Origin of the sequence: Parasphingopyxis sp. CP4, assembly GCF_013378055.1 — a bacterium.
GTDB lineage: Bacteria > Pseudomonadota > Alphaproteobacteria > Sphingomonadales > Sphingomonadaceae > Parasphingopyxis.
The window spans coordinates 919,676-935,467 of record NZ_CP051130.1 but is presented as its reverse complement, the minus strand read 5'-3'; the positions used below and the strand labels follow the sequence as shown (position 1 = coordinate 935,467).

The 15,792-nt window shown below is 57.2% G+C and carries 16 protein-coding genes and 1 tRNA gene; 1 reads left to right on the top strand and 16 read right to left on the bottom strand.

Going from position 1 to position 15,792, the window contains the following annotated elements; translation table 11 throughout:
- Positions 1-80: 80 nt before the first annotated feature.
- From HFP51_RS04440 to HFP51_RS04390, 11 genes are all read right to left on the bottom strand, one after another.
- Positions 81-425: a hypothetical protein gene (locus HFP51_RS04440; RefSeq protein ID WP_176874553.1), complete on the bottom strand. Its 345-nt coding sequence runs from the start codon at positions 423-425 to the stop codon at positions 81-83.
- 131 nt (positions 426-556) lie between these two features.
- Positions 557-1,009, bottom strand: coding sequence for a VCBS repeat-containing protein (locus HFP51_RS04435; protein WP_176874552.1), 453 nt, complete (start codon positions 1,007-1,009; stop codon positions 557-559).
- A gap of 83 nt (positions 1,010-1,092) precedes the next feature.
- Complete coding sequence (locus tag HFP51_RS04430) at positions 1,093-1,686, bottom strand: TIGR02281 family clan AA aspartic protease (protein WP_176874551.1); 594 nt, start codon at positions 1,684-1,686, stop codon at positions 1,093-1,095.
- Complete coding sequence (locus HFP51_RS04425) at positions 1,686-2,450, bottom strand: MBL fold metallo-hydrolase (protein ID WP_176874550.1); 765 nt, start codon at positions 2,448-2,450, stop codon at positions 1,686-1,688. The genes HFP51_RS04430 and HFP51_RS04425 overlap by 1 nt, the downstream gene beginning before the upstream one ends.
- Positions 2,447-3,223: a TatD family hydrolase gene (locus HFP51_RS04420; protein WP_176874549.1), complete on the bottom strand. Its 777-nt coding sequence runs from the start codon at positions 3,221-3,223 to the stop codon at positions 2,447-2,449. Before HFP51_RS04420 ends, HFP51_RS04425 begins: the two co-directional genes overlap by 4 nt.
- A gap of 24 nt (positions 3,224-3,247) precedes the next feature.
- On the bottom strand, positions 3,248-4,813 hold the full coding sequence (gene metG, locus HFP51_RS04415; protein ID WP_176874548.1) for a methionine--tRNA ligase: 1,566 nt from the start codon (positions 4,811-4,813) through the stop codon (positions 3,248-3,250).
- The gene (locus HFP51_RS04410) at positions 4,803-5,786 is read right to left on the bottom strand and encodes a DNA polymerase III subunit delta' (RefSeq protein WP_176874547.1); all 984 of its coding nucleotides are present in this window, start codon (positions 5,784-5,786) and stop codon (positions 4,803-4,805) included. Before HFP51_RS04410 ends, metG begins: the two co-directional genes overlap by 11 nt.
- Positions 5,783-6,406: a dTMP kinase gene (tmk, locus tag HFP51_RS04405; protein WP_176874546.1), complete on the bottom strand. Its 624-nt coding sequence runs from the start codon at positions 6,404-6,406 to the stop codon at positions 5,783-5,785. The genes HFP51_RS04410 and tmk overlap by 4 nt, the downstream gene beginning before the upstream one ends.
- Positions 6,407-6,412: 6 nt before the next feature.
- A complete protein-coding gene (locus tag HFP51_RS04400; RefSeq protein WP_176876538.1) occupies positions 6,413-7,585 on the bottom strand; it encodes a D-alanyl-D-alanine carboxypeptidase family protein in 1,173 nt (390 codons plus the stop codon).
- A 19-nt stretch (positions 7,586-7,604) separates the two neighbouring features.
- Positions 7,605-8,630 carry a septal ring lytic transglycosylase RlpA family protein gene (locus HFP51_RS04395; protein ID WP_176874545.1) on the bottom strand — a complete coding sequence of 342 codons (1,026 nt, stop codon included), beginning with the start codon at positions 8,628-8,630 and terminating at the stop codon, positions 7,605-7,607.
- Positions 8,614-9,639: a lytic transglycosylase domain-containing protein gene (locus tag HFP51_RS04390; RefSeq protein ID WP_176874544.1), complete on the bottom strand. Its 1,026-nt coding sequence runs from the start codon at positions 9,637-9,639 to the stop codon at positions 8,614-8,616. Before HFP51_RS04390 ends, HFP51_RS04395 begins: the two co-directional genes overlap by 17 nt.
- 108 nt (positions 9,640-9,747) lie before the next feature.
- On the opposite strand from HFP51_RS04390, the gene HFP51_RS04385 reads away from it, so the two are divergent.
- Positions 9,748-9,837, top strand: a tRNA-Ser gene (locus HFP51_RS04385).
- Positions 9,838-9,908: 71 nt separating this feature from the next.
- Here the strand turns inward: HFP51_RS04385 and HFP51_RS04380 are convergent.
- The 5 genes from HFP51_RS04380 to rpmE all read right to left on the bottom strand — a co-directional run bounded on the left by HFP51_RS04380 (position 9,909) and on the right by rpmE (position 15,693).
- Complete coding sequence (locus tag HFP51_RS04380; protein WP_176874543.1) at positions 9,909-12,806, bottom strand: TonB-dependent receptor domain-containing protein; 2,898 nt, start codon at positions 12,804-12,806, stop codon at positions 9,909-9,911.
- A gap of 244 nt (positions 12,807-13,050) precedes the next feature.
- Entirely contained in the window at positions 13,051-14,145 is a 1,095-nt protein-coding gene (locus HFP51_RS04375; protein ID WP_370462938.1) for a CaiB/BaiF CoA transferase family protein, read from the bottom strand.
- Positions 14,146-14,238: 93 nt separating this feature from the next.
- Positions 14,239-15,003 (bottom strand): SDR family oxidoreductase, encoded by a 765-nt coding sequence (locus HFP51_RS04370; RefSeq protein ID WP_176874541.1) that lies wholly within the window; start codon positions 15,001-15,003, stop codon positions 14,239-14,241.
- Positions 15,004-15,148: 145 nt separating this feature from the next.
- Positions 15,149-15,376 carry a hypothetical protein gene (locus tag HFP51_RS04365; RefSeq protein ID WP_176874540.1) on the bottom strand — a complete coding sequence of 76 codons (228 nt, stop codon included), beginning with the start codon at positions 15,374-15,376 and terminating at the stop codon, positions 15,149-15,151.
- 86 nt (positions 15,377-15,462) lie between these two features.
- Positions 15,463-15,693 carry a 50S ribosomal protein L31 gene (gene rpmE / locus HFP51_RS04360; protein ID WP_176876537.1) on the bottom strand — a complete coding sequence of 77 codons (231 nt, stop codon included), beginning with the start codon at positions 15,691-15,693 and terminating at the stop codon, positions 15,463-15,465.
- Positions 15,694-15,792: the final 99 nt, after the last annotated feature.

The window sequence follows — 15,792 nt, the reverse complement described above, 5'->3', positions numbered from 1 at the left end:
CCCTTCTCACCGGTTCTAAAAGCAAAAAGCGCCCCGGCCAAGCGCCGGAGCGCTTATCAGAGCCAATAACTCTGCGATTGCTATTCGACGCGCCGCAATATGGCATCGCCATCGCGTGAATCCTCCAGTCGGATGACTTCATCGCGAAGCCCACTATCGCGGCCAAATCCGCGTGTTCCGTAGAATCTGGTGCCAAACGCGCCCCAGATGGCGGCACGTTGTGCATCCGATACCGCTGCCGGAAGATTGGTTGGCCCGGCGTTCGGTCCGCCATAGGACCAATGGCCGGTATAGCCGTCTGGCCCGCCATGGCTGATATGGTCACCCGGAAGTCCGCCTGGATAGATCCCTACCTGGGCTGACGCAGCGCTACCGACAAGGCCGGCCGCCGCGACAAGGGCTAATGTTGCAATCATCTTCTTCATGATCTTACTCCTTCAAACGCGACAAAAGCACTATGGGGTATCAACGTCGGACGGTCCGTGATGGCGATCACTGGAAATGAAAACGGCCCGGTCGTGATGACCGAGCCGTTTCTTTTCAGTAGTTTGCCGGTTTAGTCTTGGCCGTCGCCGTTCACATCGCCAGTCGCGACCCGGACACCGCCACGGAAGGACGATGATGGCGGCTGTGTGTTAAAGTCGCTGCCATCGCCATTATTCACGATCAGCAGATCGTTGCCGTCCTGGCCCAGTCGTGGCGAGCGATTGCTGGGTTGACGCGTATAGCCGCGCGGAAGTCCGCCTGGTGCGGCCCGCTGCGAATTGCGGCGTGCAGCTTCTCGCGCAGACTGGACAGCCGGCAGTAACAGTCCGACTTGGCTGGTTTGTCCTGGGCCGGTAAAATTCCCGGGATTTCGCGGCGCATGAGCGCTTCCACCGGGCTGGTAGATCGGCTGTGAAATTGATTGTATTTCAACCCATTGGGCATGGGAATCGCGAGCCGTTGCTGCGGTTGCGGACAGACCGAGCGCTGCGGTAAGGGCGAGTATTGCAAAAGTGTTTTTCATGATTTCCTCCGTTCAATGTGACGAAGGCTATTTCGCAAGATTTCCGCTACGCTGATGTGATCGCCATCACCGCCCGGCGCTTTTTACGGCTCGAGCAGTAGCCACTCCCCTTCAACGCTCCAGCTCGACAGCGATGAAAGGAAATTCATGCCGAGCACATTAGTACCGCCAAATTCCTCGGCGATGACTACCGGCATGTTTTCACGCCGGATCGTACCAACGATAAGCGTCGCGGCCTCAGCGCGATCTGCGGCGATGGCGCCATTGGCTGTATTGAGAATCATCGGATAGCCGCCGCTCGGTTGGATACCCGAGCGCTGCGCAGCGCCGACTGAGAGTGCGGTCACGGTTGCGCCACTATCGACAAGGAACCGCTCAACATTCCCATTAAGCTGCACATCCACCCAGAAATGGCCGTCCGGCGATTTCCGAATTTGGAGCGCGTCTCCTTGGGCAACGGTTTCCGGCGGACTGATTTCATACCAGACACGTTGCGCCACCGATGCGATATCATTGCGAAACGCATAGATTGTCAGCCCGACGGCAAATATGGCGATCCAGGCCAGTGCCATCTTGGCCGCCTGGCCAATGGGAATTCTGCGGCTGATCAGCGCGCTGCCGACGATCACCAGCATTACGATCGCCCATATTAGGCTTTGGCCCTGCCCGTCTGTCATTACAGCTCGACCTCCAATCCATCATAGCCAGGTTCGACACCCGACGGCAGCTCCTCACACAGAGTGCGATAATCCATGCTGTGATCCATATGCGTCAAGATAGCGCGACCAGGCTTGGCTTTTTCGATCCATGCGAGCGTTTGGGCGAGATGTGGGTGTGTCGGATGCTCTCGGCGCCGCAACGCATCCACGACCCAGACGTCCACACCCTCGACACATTCGAAAGCCTTGGCCGGCAGGCCGGTGAAATCGGTCGTATAGGCAATGCTCTTGCCGCCATGCTCGAACCGCAATGCGGCCGATGTAATTGTTCCATGCGGCATGTCCGCCGCACTTACAGTCATGCTTCCGAGCATTACACGATCCGTAAGCGCCATGCCTTGCGCATAGGATGGATAGGGACCGTTGCCGCGAAAGGCGAAGTCGAACCGTTGTTGCAGCTCGCGCAGCGTCCTGGGTCGCGCCAGGCACGGAATGGGTCCGCCCAGGGCAAAATAAAGCTGCCGCAACTCATCAATGCCATGGCAGTGATCGGCATGTTCGTGGGTCCAGACCACATGATCGATGCGCTTGGTGCCCGCGTCCAGCAGCTGCTGCCTCAGGTCAGGCCCGGTATCCACAAGGATGGTGTGATTGTCGGCAGACACCATGATTGAAGAGCGCATGCGCCGATTGCGCGGCTCTTCGGGATCGCATGCGCCCCAATCATCGCCGATCCTCGGAACCCCGGCCGATGTGCCGCAACCGAGAATGCGCAGCTTCACGCGACCGTCTTGTCGAACAGCGAATGAAAATTGCTGGTCGTAAAGGAGGCCAGCTCTTCAACCGGCTCACCGCGCAGCTCAGCAAGGAAATTGGCGGTATCAGCGACAAATGCAGGTTCACACGTCTTGCCACGGTTGGGAACCGGGGCGAGAAACGGAGAATCTGTCTCGATCAGCAATCGATCCCGTGGGAGCTTGGCTGCCGTGGCTTGAAGATCCTTGGCGTTCTTGAACGTTACGATACCCGAAATCGAGATATAGAAACCAAGGTCGAGCGCGATATCGGCAAAGTCCTGGCTTGCGGTGAAACAGTGGATGACGCCGCGATACGGCCCCTTCCCCATCTCGTCCGCCAGAATTTCCGCCGTATCCTCTTCAGCATCGCGCGTATGGACGATTAGTGGCAGGTCCGTGTCGCGGGACGCTGCAATATGCGCACGGAAGCTGCGTTTCTGCTGCTCGCGATCGGAATGCTCATAATAATAGTCCAGTCCGGTTTCGCCGATTGCCACCACACGTGGATGATCAGATTTGGCGACCAGTTTGGCGGTATCGATATCCGGATGCCCATCAGCTTCGTGCGGATGGATGCCGATAGAGGCCCAGATATTCTCACTCTTACCGGCAGTCGCGATGATCGCATCCCATTCGCGTTCGCGCGTGGAGATGTTGAGCATCGTTGAGACACCGCGCGCCTGTGCAGCGGCGATCACGTCATCCTGACGCTCGACCAAGCCTTCATAATTGAGATGGCAATGACTATCGACGAACATATCGCCGAGATAAGGGCTCAAACCCTAGCTGTCACCCTGCTCCTCCGGGATTTCGAGCCGCGGGAATACGCCCTGCGGTGCGGGTAGCTCCAGCCCGACTTCCAGAGGCGTACCGAGTGCGGCGAAATCGCGTGCGTCGGCGGCTTGCCCCAACTGATCGAGCAAGGCGTCCGCAGATGCCGGAATCGCCCAGCGTGCGAGGATCGCGAGTTGGCGCACAGCTTCAGCGCAGCGATACAGGATTGCCCCGGCGCGTTCCGGATCGGTTTTGCGCACCGACCATGGCTGTTGCTCGGATATATAGAGATTGGCTTCCCCGGCACCCTTCCAGATTGCCTCGAGCGCCTGATGGATGGCAAATTCATCCATCGCCGCCTCTGCTTTTCCTGGAATTGCATCGAAAAGGGCCATCAGTGCGGCATCATCGTCGGTGGGGTCACCCGGATCCGGCACTGTTCCATCAAAATTCTTGGCGATCATCGACAGCGTGCGTTGTGCAAGGTTGCCGAGGTCATTTGCTAGGTCCGCATTGCATCGATTGACGATCGCTTCGGCTGAATAGCTGCCATCATTGCCAAAACTCACTTCCCGCAGCAGGAAATAACGAACGGAATCAACGCCGAATGTCTCAGCCAGGGCCATTGGATCGGTGACATTGCCGAGCGATTTAGACTCTTTCTGCCCGCGATTGAGCAGGAATCCATGGCCGAATACGCGATCCGGCAACGCCAGGTCAGCACTCATCAAGAATGCCGGCCAATAGACCGTATGGAAACGGACAATATCCTTGCCGATGATATGGACGCTTTCCGCGCCCTCCCCCCAATAGTGCGCGTAGAGCCCCTCTTCGTCAGGAAAATCAAGACCCGTCAGATAGTTGGTGAGTGCATCGAGCCAAACATACATGACGTGTGTATCGTCACCCGGTACCTTCACGCCCCAGTCAAAGCTGGTGCGCGAAATGCTGAGGTCGCGCAGCCCGCCGCTGACGAAGTTTGCAATCTCGTTGCGACGACTATCGGGTTTCAGGAATTCTGGGTGATTTTTGTATAATTCGAGAAGCTTATCCTGATAGTTGGACAGCTTGAAGAACCAGCTTTCTTCGACGGTCCACTCAACCGGTGTGCTCTGGGGAGACAGTTTTTCGTCCCCTTCCCCGTCGATTAGCTCTTTTTCATCATAATAGGCTTCGTCGCGAACCGAATACCAACCCTCATAGCGATCGAGGTAAAGATCGCCCTTTTCTTCCATTCTTTTCCAGATAGCCTGGGCCGCGCGATGATTGGCCTCTTCAGTCGTTCGAATGAAGCGCTCATATTTGATATTAAAAACATCACACATATCAATGAAATAGCTGGTCATTTCATCAGCAAAATCACGGATTTCGACACCGCGCTCGCGTGCTGTTTTGACCATCTTCAAGCCATGTTCGTCGACTCCGGTCTGAAACCGTACATCGCGGCCCATAAGTCGATAAAACCGCGCAATTGCGTCGGTTGTGATAGCCTCATAGGCATGACCGATATGTGGCCGCCCATTTGGGTAGCTGATGGCCGTGGTAATGTAGAATGGCTTGGAATCAGGCGTCATGCCGGGGTTCATGCAGCGAAGCGAGCAGTCCGGCAAGCGTGAAAACGGTGGTTTGCGGATCGAGTGACAATCTTTGCGCTCCACCCGCCAGCGAACGGGCTTCTTCCCACGCTGAAACCGCTTGTTCCAGTGCCCTTCCCTCCTGCTGACGCGCATAGGATGCGATTGCGGCCGGAGCGCGCTCGAGAAACGCCTCATAGCGCGGTTGCGCCTTTTTGAGGGCCAAAGACTGGGCAAGGGCAGCACGAGCGTCATTTCCCGCATCGCCCTTGGCGATCAGTGAACGGATCGCCGCATCCAGGCCGGCAATATCAAGGCCGGCATATTGGAGTGCCTGGCCAGGGGCGCCATTGCCAATCTGCACGAGCGCCGCACGCTCCGCTTCATCGAGCTCGGGTTCCGCTTGGGCAATGGCTGATGTCATGGCGTCATCTGAAAGTCTTGAAAACTTTAGCATTCTGCAGCGGGATCTGATCGTGGGCAGGATCCGACCCGGGCTATGGCACACCAACAGAAACACGCATTTTGCCGGCGGTTCTTCTAGATTTTTAAGCAATGCATTCGCCGCAGAACGTTCAAGATCGTCAATTGCGTCTATCACCACGGCTCGCCAGTCGGACATGGATGGCGTTGTCGCAAATAGCGATTGAATCGCGCGAACCTGGTTTACGGAAATATTGCGGGCCAACTCGTCAGGTTTGCGATCTCGCGGCAGGCGCTGGAGGCGTCGCAGGTCGGGATGGCTGCCTGCCGCGATCAATTGCGCCGTTGGATGGCTCTCAGGCACGGACAGGCCCTCACCAAGCCCTTCGGGAGCCGCTGCCTGTGCGAGCACCCGGCGCGCGGCCATATCGGCGAACAGGGCCTTGCCGATCCCCTTCGGACCGCCAAGCAGCCACGCATGATGGAGCTTTTCGCTGTCCAGCGCATCGCGGAAGGCGGTTACTGCATCATCTTGACCAAAGAGCTTCACTTCAACCTCTCGGTGACAATCGAACGAATTTCCTGTGCCACTGTCTCAATATCGTTTCGGCCATCGATCACAGCAAAGCGGTCGGGTTCCGTCGCTGCGAATTCGTCAAACGCCTCGGCCACCGCGCGATGAAAGGCGAATTCGCGATTGGTAAAGCGATCGATCTCGGCTCCATCTCGTGCGATTGCCCTCCGTGTTCCAGTGTCACCATCAGTTCGCAGCAACAGGGTCAAGTCGGGCCAGGTGTCGCCAATCGCGCTCGCATTGATCGCCCGCACGGTATCAACACCCATTTTTCCGGCTGCCCCCTGATAGGCGAGCGTTGAGTCGATGAAGCGATCGCAAATGACCCATTTGCCCTCGGCGAGTGCCGGACGGATCAGATTTTCGACATGATCGGCGCGCGCTGCAGCGAAAAGATGCGCTTCGGCAGTGGCGGTAAGCGGGACGTCGTCTTCCAGCAGCAGTGCACGAATGGCGTCGGCACCCGGTGTGCCTCCCGGTTCGCGGGTTTCGACCACTTCGGTCCCCTGTTCTCTCAGCCAAGCGGCTAGCAAGCCCGCCTGTGTAGATTTGCCGGCGCCTTCGCCGCCCTCCAGGGTTATGAAGTTTCCGCGCACCCTGCCCTATCCGAAGCCGAGCAGCGACATCAGGCCGGCCCATACGCGTCCGAAGAACCCGCTTTCCTCGACAGCTTGCTCGGCAACCAGCGGCAAGCGCTGGGGCGGCATGTCTGGGGTCTCGACGACAAGGTCTGCGATATGTTGGCCCTCGGCAATCGGTGCCCGAATTGGCCCTTGATATGCGATTTTGACCTCGCGGTCCGCCGCCAACCCGGCCGGAATTGTCACCGCGAGATCGCGTGGTGCCACCAGGCCAACTTCGCTCTCGCTGCCGCCCTGGACCTGAGCCGTGCCGACACGATTGCCGCTCGAAAGCAGCGTGAGAGCCTGCCAGGCATTGAATCCCCATTGCATGAAACGGGTCGATTCACTGACGCGCAGGCCATAGGAATCCAGGCCAGCGAGTACCATGACCAGCCTGCGTCCATCTTGGGCTGCCGATCCGGTAAAGCCAAAGCCGGCTTCCTCGGTATGGCCGGTTTTCAGGCCATCTGCGCCATCCACACGGCCCATGATCGGGTTGCGATTGGGCTGCGTGATAGGTTGTCCGCTCATGGTTTCACCCCAGGTGAACTCACGGCGCCCGTAGAATTGACTATAATATTCCGGATATCGTTCGATGGTCGCAATCGCGAGATTTGCGAGATCTTCCGCGCTCACATAGCTGCGGCCTTCATCGGGCCAGCCCGTGCTGTTGCCGAAATTGCTGTTTTCGAGGCCAAGCTCTTCCGCCTTGCGGTTCATCAGGGCAGCGAAAGCGTCTTCGGTGCCAGACAGGCATTCGGCAAGTACAACACTCGCGTCATTTCCCGAGACGGTAACGATTCCATAGAGCAGGTTTTCGATGCTGACCTGTTCGCCTGGTGAAAGGAACATCGTCGAACCGGCACTCGGCCCGTGCCACTGTCGCCAAGTATCCGGCTGCACCGTGCATTCCTGATCGAGTGTGATCTCTTCTTCCGCCAAAAGATCGAATGCGACATGGGCGGTCATCATCTTGGCCATCGATGCAGGTGGAATACGACGCTGGGCATTGCGCTCGAACAGCACGGCGCCCGAGCTGATGTCGACGAGATAGGCAATCTGCGCTTCGCCGTCATAGGTCGGGCGCTCTGCCTGGGTCGGAAAGGCGACTGCCGCCAGCGCCAGTGCAAGTAGGGCGGGTGCCTTTTTCATCTCTGTCATTCTTCCCATCTTATCGACTGGTGTCGCGAAGTACGCGGGCGTCGCCGAATCCTGCTGAACGGGCCCTGGATAATGCCTGTCGCGCAATTGCCTGAGTTGCATAGGGTCCAAGGCGGACGCGGCGGATATCACCGGCTGTCATGATACGGACCGCACCGAGGCTCCGGGCACGATTGGCGAGGCGCTGAGCGTTGTTTGCATTCGAAAACGCGCCGAGCTGGACATAATATTCGCCGCTTGGCGCTGCGGTCGGCGGCGGTGTGCCAATCGGTGTAGTCGTTGCTGTCGCCGACGGCGGTGAGTTGGCATTTTCCCAACTGACGCCTGGGCCCGACGGATTGCCGTTGGTGGGCGCAGATGGCGGCGCGTTGACGGTGCGTGTAGTGGCTGGCGCATCTGGCGATGGCACCGCTTGCGGGATTATCCCGCCGCCGCGCTCATATTGCGCGCGCAGGGCCGTTAACAGCTGCGGCGATGCATCCAATCGTGGACGTGCCGCTTGCCCTCCACGTAAGCGAGTCCGATCCCCTTCATTCGGCTGTACGCGGCGAACACGCACTGGCGCTGTACCTTGCTCGACAAAACCGAGCAGGCGCGCCGCGCCAATCGACAGATCGATAATCCGGTTACCGGCAAACGGGCCCCGGTCATTTACCCGAACGAGGATCGAGCGCCCTGTTTGGAGCGATGTCACTTCTACATAGGATGGCAGCGGAAGCGTGCGGTGTGCGGCGCTGATGCCCGCCGGCCGAAAGATCTCGCCATTGGCCGTCGGACGACCGCCCAACTCCTCACCGTAAAAGGAAGCAAGGCCTACTTCATCATAATGGGACGGGTCGGACGGCGTATAGGTTCGGCCGTCTATCGTATACGGCGCGCCAATGCGGACCGGCGTATCGGAGACAAGCTCTCCGGTAATCGGGCCCTGCCCGCCAGCCGATGCTGGTGGTAGCTCGCGGCTACCACCCCCGCATCCCGCTAAAGCCAGTACCGCTAAGCCGGCCAGCCATTTATGTCTGCTATCGAACAATCTCATCAGCCAATAACCCCACCGATAGTGCATAGAAATTCGAGCAATTATAGTCGAGTATCACGCGATAATTGTTGGTGAGAAGATAGGCCGTATTTCCTGGGCCATCGGGTTCGAGAAGCGTGGCCATGATCCGGTCATCGGGCCATACACCATTGCGCGGGCGGATACCCAGTTCGCGCCATTCGGCCATTGAGAGCCAGCGGCTATGGCGTTCCATAACCCGGGGGCATCGCGTAGCGTCTGTCCGATTGGCAATCGCAGTGCGATCTAGCGATGACGGTACTCTTACGGCCACACCCCATGGCTGGCCGCGGCGCCAACCTGCATTCTCAAGATAATTGCCAATCGACGCCAATGCGTCTGCTTCGCTACGCCAGATTTCTGCCCGACCGTCACCATCGCCGTCGATTGCCAGTCGTAAATAGACACTCGGCAGGAATTGCGGATAGCCAAAAGCCCCGGCCCAACTCCCGATCAGTCGATCCCGCGGAACACCCCGATCGATCATCTTCATGGCCGCGATGAATTCACCTGCGAACAACTCACGCCGCCGCCCTTCATAGGCGAGTGTCGCCAACGACCGCGGCAAATCGAAATCGCCTGTAATCCGGCCATAACCCGTTTCATGACCGTAGATCGCAATGGCGATCTTTCCGGGAACGCCGGTACGCGCTTCTATATCACGCAGTTGGCTGCGGACCCGCCGATAGGTAGCGACACCGCCATTGATGCGAGTCGGATTTACATGGCGTGCCTGATAGGGCGCAAATGGCGGTATCGGCGCATCGAAGCTGCCACCCGGTTGATTGCGATCGAGCCTGATCACGCGGGGATTGTAGCTGAGCGTTGGAATTATCCGGTCCAGGGTTTCTGGCCGGACGCCTTCGGCAATCGCCTGCGCCCGCAATTCCTGCATATAGTTGCGAAAGCCTGCATCAGTCTGGGCGGCTGCAGGAATGGCGACAAACAGGCCGGAGACCGCGATAATGAGAGTGAGAAAAATCTTGCGCATCAGGATACCTTTCTTCTCACTCCTGCCATAGCGGCATGATCAAGGGAAAGGCTTTTCGTCGTAAGACTTGCACGTTGGGGCGTTTGCAGGATAAGCGCCCTGATACGCGGACAGGTGGCCGAGTGGTTTAAGGCACTGGTCTTGAAAACCAGCGTGGGTTCACGCTCACCGTGGGTTCGAATCCCACCCTGTCCGCCACCATCACCTGATAAAATAAAGGGCCCGCCAATTTCTTGGCGAGCCCTTCATTTTTTTGGAGGCTAGGTCTCTTAGAAACCGACCCGGGCGCCGAGCCGGAAGACCCTGCCCAACGTGTTGCCGATGAACGGGTTGTACCCCAGCGGCAGTCTTGCTTCTGACGCTTCTTCGTTCGTGAAGTTTTCAATCGAGAACTGCAGCTGTGTATCAAATGCGGTGAACGGCAAGTCATAGGTCACATGGAAATCATGCTGCGTATAGCTTGAGATGTTCCGGCCAAAATTCGTGCCGCCGAAATTCGTGGTCGCACAGAATTGAAGACCATCGCACCGCTCATCGCGAACACCGTCAATATATGTCACGCCATAACGAAGGTTCAGCCCAGACACGTTATAATTGACGTAGCCATTGCCTCTCCACTGAGCGATTGTGCCCGGAAGCCGATCCAGATTGGCCAAACCAACAGCGCTGAAACCAGGCCGCAGCAGGTTCCCGTTCAAATTGAAATCGCCAATGTCATAATCCAGAATGTGGCTGCCATTGATTCCAACTGAAAAGACACCGGGTCCGATATCGGTGGTGTAGCTGGCCGAGAAGTCGATCCCTGACGTTGTTGTCTTGGGACCATTTACCCACTGGGTCAGGATCCGCGAGATGTTCGTACCAAGCGTTGTGCCTTGCACACATGCGCCGCCATCAAAGGTGATCAATGGGGCAAAGGGACTTGCGCAATTGGCCAGGCCACCGGCTACCGGAACAACGGAGCTGGCAATTGCCTGACCGTCAGTCGTGGTAATCTCGTCTTCAAATTCGAAACTCCAATAATCAATGGAGAACACGAACCCGCCATAATCAACGACTGCGCCGATATTGTAGCTAAAGGCCGTTTCAGGACCGAGATCGGTTGGATTGCCAGCAATATCAACCGCTTTAAAGTTGCCATTTGCGGCGTTGATAGCCGCAAGAGACGTCACCGCGTTGTTAGACACCTGAGCAGCCAATGGTCCGCGGAAGGTGGTTCCGAGCGAACCGCGCAGCACCAACCAATCAGTTGGTTCCCAACGAACGGCGGCCTTGGGATTGAAGGTCGATCCGATTGATCCGCCATAATCTTCGTACCGCGCAGCTGCCGTCACTTCCAAAGTATCAGTGATCGGAATCGCCAGCTCGGCAAAAATGGCCTGCACATCCTGGTTCAAGGATTCTGGCCGTGAACCGCCCAGGAAGATGAACGAGCCTGCGCCGTCCAAAGCACCGCCAAGACAACTTTGATCCCCCAGGATAACGCATGGGTTTTCATTGAGGTTGGATTCCTGCCTCAGCGGAGTCGTGGTGTAGGAGAGATCGCGATATTGTGCGCCCACGGCCCAACCAATCGGACCAGCGCCGAGATCGATACCAAGCTCACCGGAGAAAATGAGATCGATGACAAACGTATCTTCGATTTCTTCAACACCGTTGGTAACCTGGAGAAACTCAATCAGCTCGATCGAGTTTTCGTTACCAGGAACGTAGAAAGGATTGGTCAGTCCCAATGCTGGGTTACCAGGACCGGCGTTGACGAATGGGTTGAACCACTGACATGGCCCTACGCCAGGCGTTCCACCAACCGTGTCACAATTCGCTCCGCCCAAGCCGTTCAACGCATTCTGCAGACGCGAACCGACAAAGCCAGGCGAACTGCGCGAACGTTGATAGTTGGACCGTGTCAGTGACAGCTGACCACGGAAGGTGTCGGAGAAGTCTTTTTCCAACGTACCGGATACCCGCCAGGCCTCGTTATTTGCCGTCTGCCGACCTGAGCCCCGACCGGGATCAGTTGGGTTGCCGAGATTGCCAAACGGACGCCACAAGAAAATACCAATGGGCCCCACTGGCGCTGGAATGCCGGCTTGCTGGGCAAAGATTTGCGCGCCCGGGTTATTGGGAGAAATGGTGAAACCGCCGCCAAGTCTGGCACCACCAGGTCCCTGGAGTGGAGGATAGCCAGGCGACGTCCCGATGCTGTCCAAATCCGTCCGGGCATAGGTTGCTTCACCGTGGAAACGGAAAGTGTCCGACAAATCGACATCGGCTTGGAGATAGGCCTGATAGCGATCTTCTTCTTCGACTAGATTATCAAAGGGAATGAAGCTGAACCGGCAAATTCCGTCTGGAGTGCCGCCCAGTTCTGCGCAGCCTACATCGTTGGTAAAGCCCGGCGCAAAGAAAGAACCCGGCGTTGCCAATGCAGACCAAGCCGATGGGTTAACGGCATAGGGTTGGAAACCATATGACCGTTCCGTTGACGGAAGCTCTGAACGATGCTGCCAGCCAAAGCCTGCCATGATATTGAGATCGCCGAAGTTGCGACCAACCAAAATGGAGGCGGTATAGTTATCGTCCGAGCCATCGATAAAGTCGTAGTCACCCACGAGCTCGACGCCTTCAAATCCTGACCGCGTTACAAAGTTGGCAACACCGGCAATAGCATCAGAACCGTAGGTTGCCGCGGCGCCATCCTTGAGGATTTCGATACGGTCCAGGGCGAAAAGTGGAATGGAGTTGGTATCGCCAAAACCGCCGCCGACTGCGCCAGGTGCGGTTAATGTGCGCCGACCGTTGAACAACACCAAGGTACGCGTCGGTCCCAGGTTGCGTAAGTTAATCGAGCCAAAGCCCTGATTGCCCTGTGCAGCGGTGGAAAACTGGTTGGAATCACCAAGAACGCTACCGACTTCGGGCAAGTCCTTGATAAACTCCAGAGGCGAAGAAACCCCGTTAGCCGTGAGATCAGCGGCGGTATAGACATCGACCGGAACCGCTGCATCTTCTGGTGTGCCGCGAATGTAAGAGCCGGTAACAACAATGATATTGTCGTCCGCACTCGCGCCGTCATCAGCCTGAGCCTGACCAACGCTTGGAACAGCGGCTAATGATAGGGCCAAGGCACCAAGGGCGCACTTGTCGCGTAAAATGGATTTTTTCATGAATATTCCTCCCAAGTTGCAGCTGCTATTATTTTTATGAGAGACGCGCCCCTGCGTGCACCCTTTTAGTTGCTGCTAGAAACTGGTTTGGCGCAGCTCAGCGGACGGGGCAACCCTTTGATTGAATTGTTTGAGGGTAGTGGCATTTCTGTCATTCCCGCCGCGAAACACTATTCGGTGCGCGATTGGACGATATTGGCGTCTTGGCCGCGATGCAATTTGATGGCCCGCCGTCCGCCGCAAATCATTCGCTTTGTAGAATGCCTTGGCTGATCAACGCCTCGATTTCCGCCCCATCCATATCCAGCCAGTCAGTCAGGGCTTGAGCATTATGTTCGCCGCGTTTCGACACATGCGCGTCACTGCCGATACCGCTTTGCGATTCCGAGAATCGATATGGTGATTGGACCGTTCGACGTGATTCTCCGATATCATCTTTTACGTCGACAAAGATGCCGCGCGGCTCAACGCTGGGTTCAGAAAAACTGTCATCGCCAAACTCCCGCACCAGACCCCAAGCCAGGTTCAATTCGTCCAATTTGGCAATCAGCGCGTCGAAGCTCTCGAAGGAGCCAACCCGCTCGATTAGGGCTTCACGGCGCATTTGAATCTTGGTTTCGATATCGGCACCGTCCGGCGTCGGATCGACCAGCCCGTCGCGGGTTGAGAATACTCGCCAGATCCATTTCAGATCGGCGGTGATCAAGATTCGTTTTCCCTCTGGCGCGTCCCAGACGATATTCTCATCCGGCTTGGGCCAGACCCCGTCCAATGCCCAATGGGCATAATCGTCCACCGAATGCATGACATTGATCATCGCAATATCGATATGCTGACCCTGACCGGTTTGCTCGGCAAGCCGCAGGGCGGCAAAGATCCCGACAAGGCCGTGGAGCGAGCTGTACGTGTCGGCGAGCGACATTTGTACATCTCCAGCGGGACCGCCGATCATTTGGGCCTGGCGCGCGACCAAGCCGGTTTCTGCATGCAAGACCGGCGCATAAGCCGCCCGGCCGCGTTCCGGGCCTTCCTGGCCGAAGCCTGAAATGGACAGCATCACCAATTTGGGATTCACTGGCTTCAGGTCCTCCCAGCCCAGGCCGAACCGGTGCATGACGCCCGGTCGATAATTTTCCACGATAATGTCTGCTTCGGCTGCCAGTCTCAGTACCAGGGCACGGGCCCCGTCTGATTTGAGATCGAGGCTGATGTTCCGCTTGCCGATATTCTGCTGCAGATAAAATCCAGCGACGCCTCCGTCCTGCTTGCCGAAATGGCGCGTTACATCGCCTTCCGGTGGCTCGACTTTGAGCACGTCTGCGCCGAGGTCTGAGAGCATGCGCGTGGCATAGGGGCCCGCGAGAACACGCGAAAAATCAAGAACCTTCACGCCCTCAAGGGGATAACCGGAAATCATGAATGCAGGCTCCCTTTATCCGCGATAGCTACGATTGAGTTTGCGCATGCCGCCGATCCAGCGATCATAGTCACCGGTCTTGTTGCGCATATATTCGAGCACTTCGGGATGCGGTAGTACGAGGAAGCTCTCTTCTTCGATCGTGCGGACGCAGGCTTCGGCGACTTCGGGCGGCTCCATCATACCATCGATGCTAGCCACACCGTCTTCGTTACCGGCGGTCATCGCGGTTCGCACGGCCTGGGGGCAAAGAACCGACACCTTGATGCCATCATCGCGATGGGTCAGCGCAAGCCATTCGGCCAGGCCAACGGCTGCATGTTTGGTAACCGCATAGGGAGCCGAACCGATTTGCGACAGCAATCCGGCAGCCGAGGCGGTATTAAGCAAATAGCCCCCTCCCCGTTCCACCATCTTCGGGATCAAATGACGTGCCGCCCAGACATGGGCCATTACATTGATATCCCAGATATCTTGCCAGCCTTTGTTGCTGACCTCGGCACCACCAGCGATGCCAATTCCCGCGTTTGAGCAGAATAGGTCAATCGGACCATGCTCGCCTTCGACCGTTTCTATCAGGCGCTGGATATCTTCTTCCTTGCTGACGTCGGTCGGAATGGAGATGCCGCCGACGGCAGTTGCCACCCGCTCTGCGCCGTCGGCATCGCGATCGGCACAGACGATGAGCTTGGCACCCTCCGCCTGGAAGCGATGGGCCAGCGCTTCGCCAATGCCGCTTGCGGCGCCGGTCACAACGATGATTCGGTCTGCCAATTTCAAATTCGATCTCCTCAGGGTGACGTATGAGAGCGGATCGCCTCCGTCTCGTCGGATAGTGTCTCGGAGATCATCCTATAACCGCATTGGCCTGTGGTCTATCGCGCCGTTTGATGGGCGCAACCGCCGATCGGCAGGACAAGTGCGATTAGCTGTTGTCGGCCTGCTCTGCGGCTGCAACCACATCGGCGGCGAATTTGCGGGCCATGTCTGGTGTCATTACGAACTGAACACCATCCGGCACATTGGCCATTTCTGGGTTTTCCGTGAAATAGAGCATCCGCAGGAGTACATTTCCGGGCGAAGTTGCCGATTCATAGCCGTGAAATCGCAGCATCTTAAAGTTGCCGTCGTCGTCGGTTTCCCAGTCTTCCACGTGTCTCTCCTGTTATGCGCAACAGCAATCGGCCCCTTCTCGGTACGAAAAGAGGCGATGCCAGATAATTCGAACGGCTAAGCCGCCTAGTCTTTTTTGAGCGTGAGTCCGCCGAAGCGCTTGTTAAAGCGGTCGATACGGCCACCGGAATCAATCAGATTACGGCTGCCACCGGTCCATGCCGGGTGCGATTTCGGATCCACATCAAGGCTCATCGTATCGCCTTCAGCGCCCCAGGTGGAGCGTGTCTGGAATTCGGTGCCATCGGTCATCTTGACCGTGATCATGTGGTAATCAGGGTGAATTTCGGATTTCATCATTCTAGCTTTCAAAATGGCTGGTTACCGACCAGCCGATACAAGCGAAGGCGCGCATCTAGCGATTAGCGCGCCAATTGACAAGAGTTTCTGCGCTCT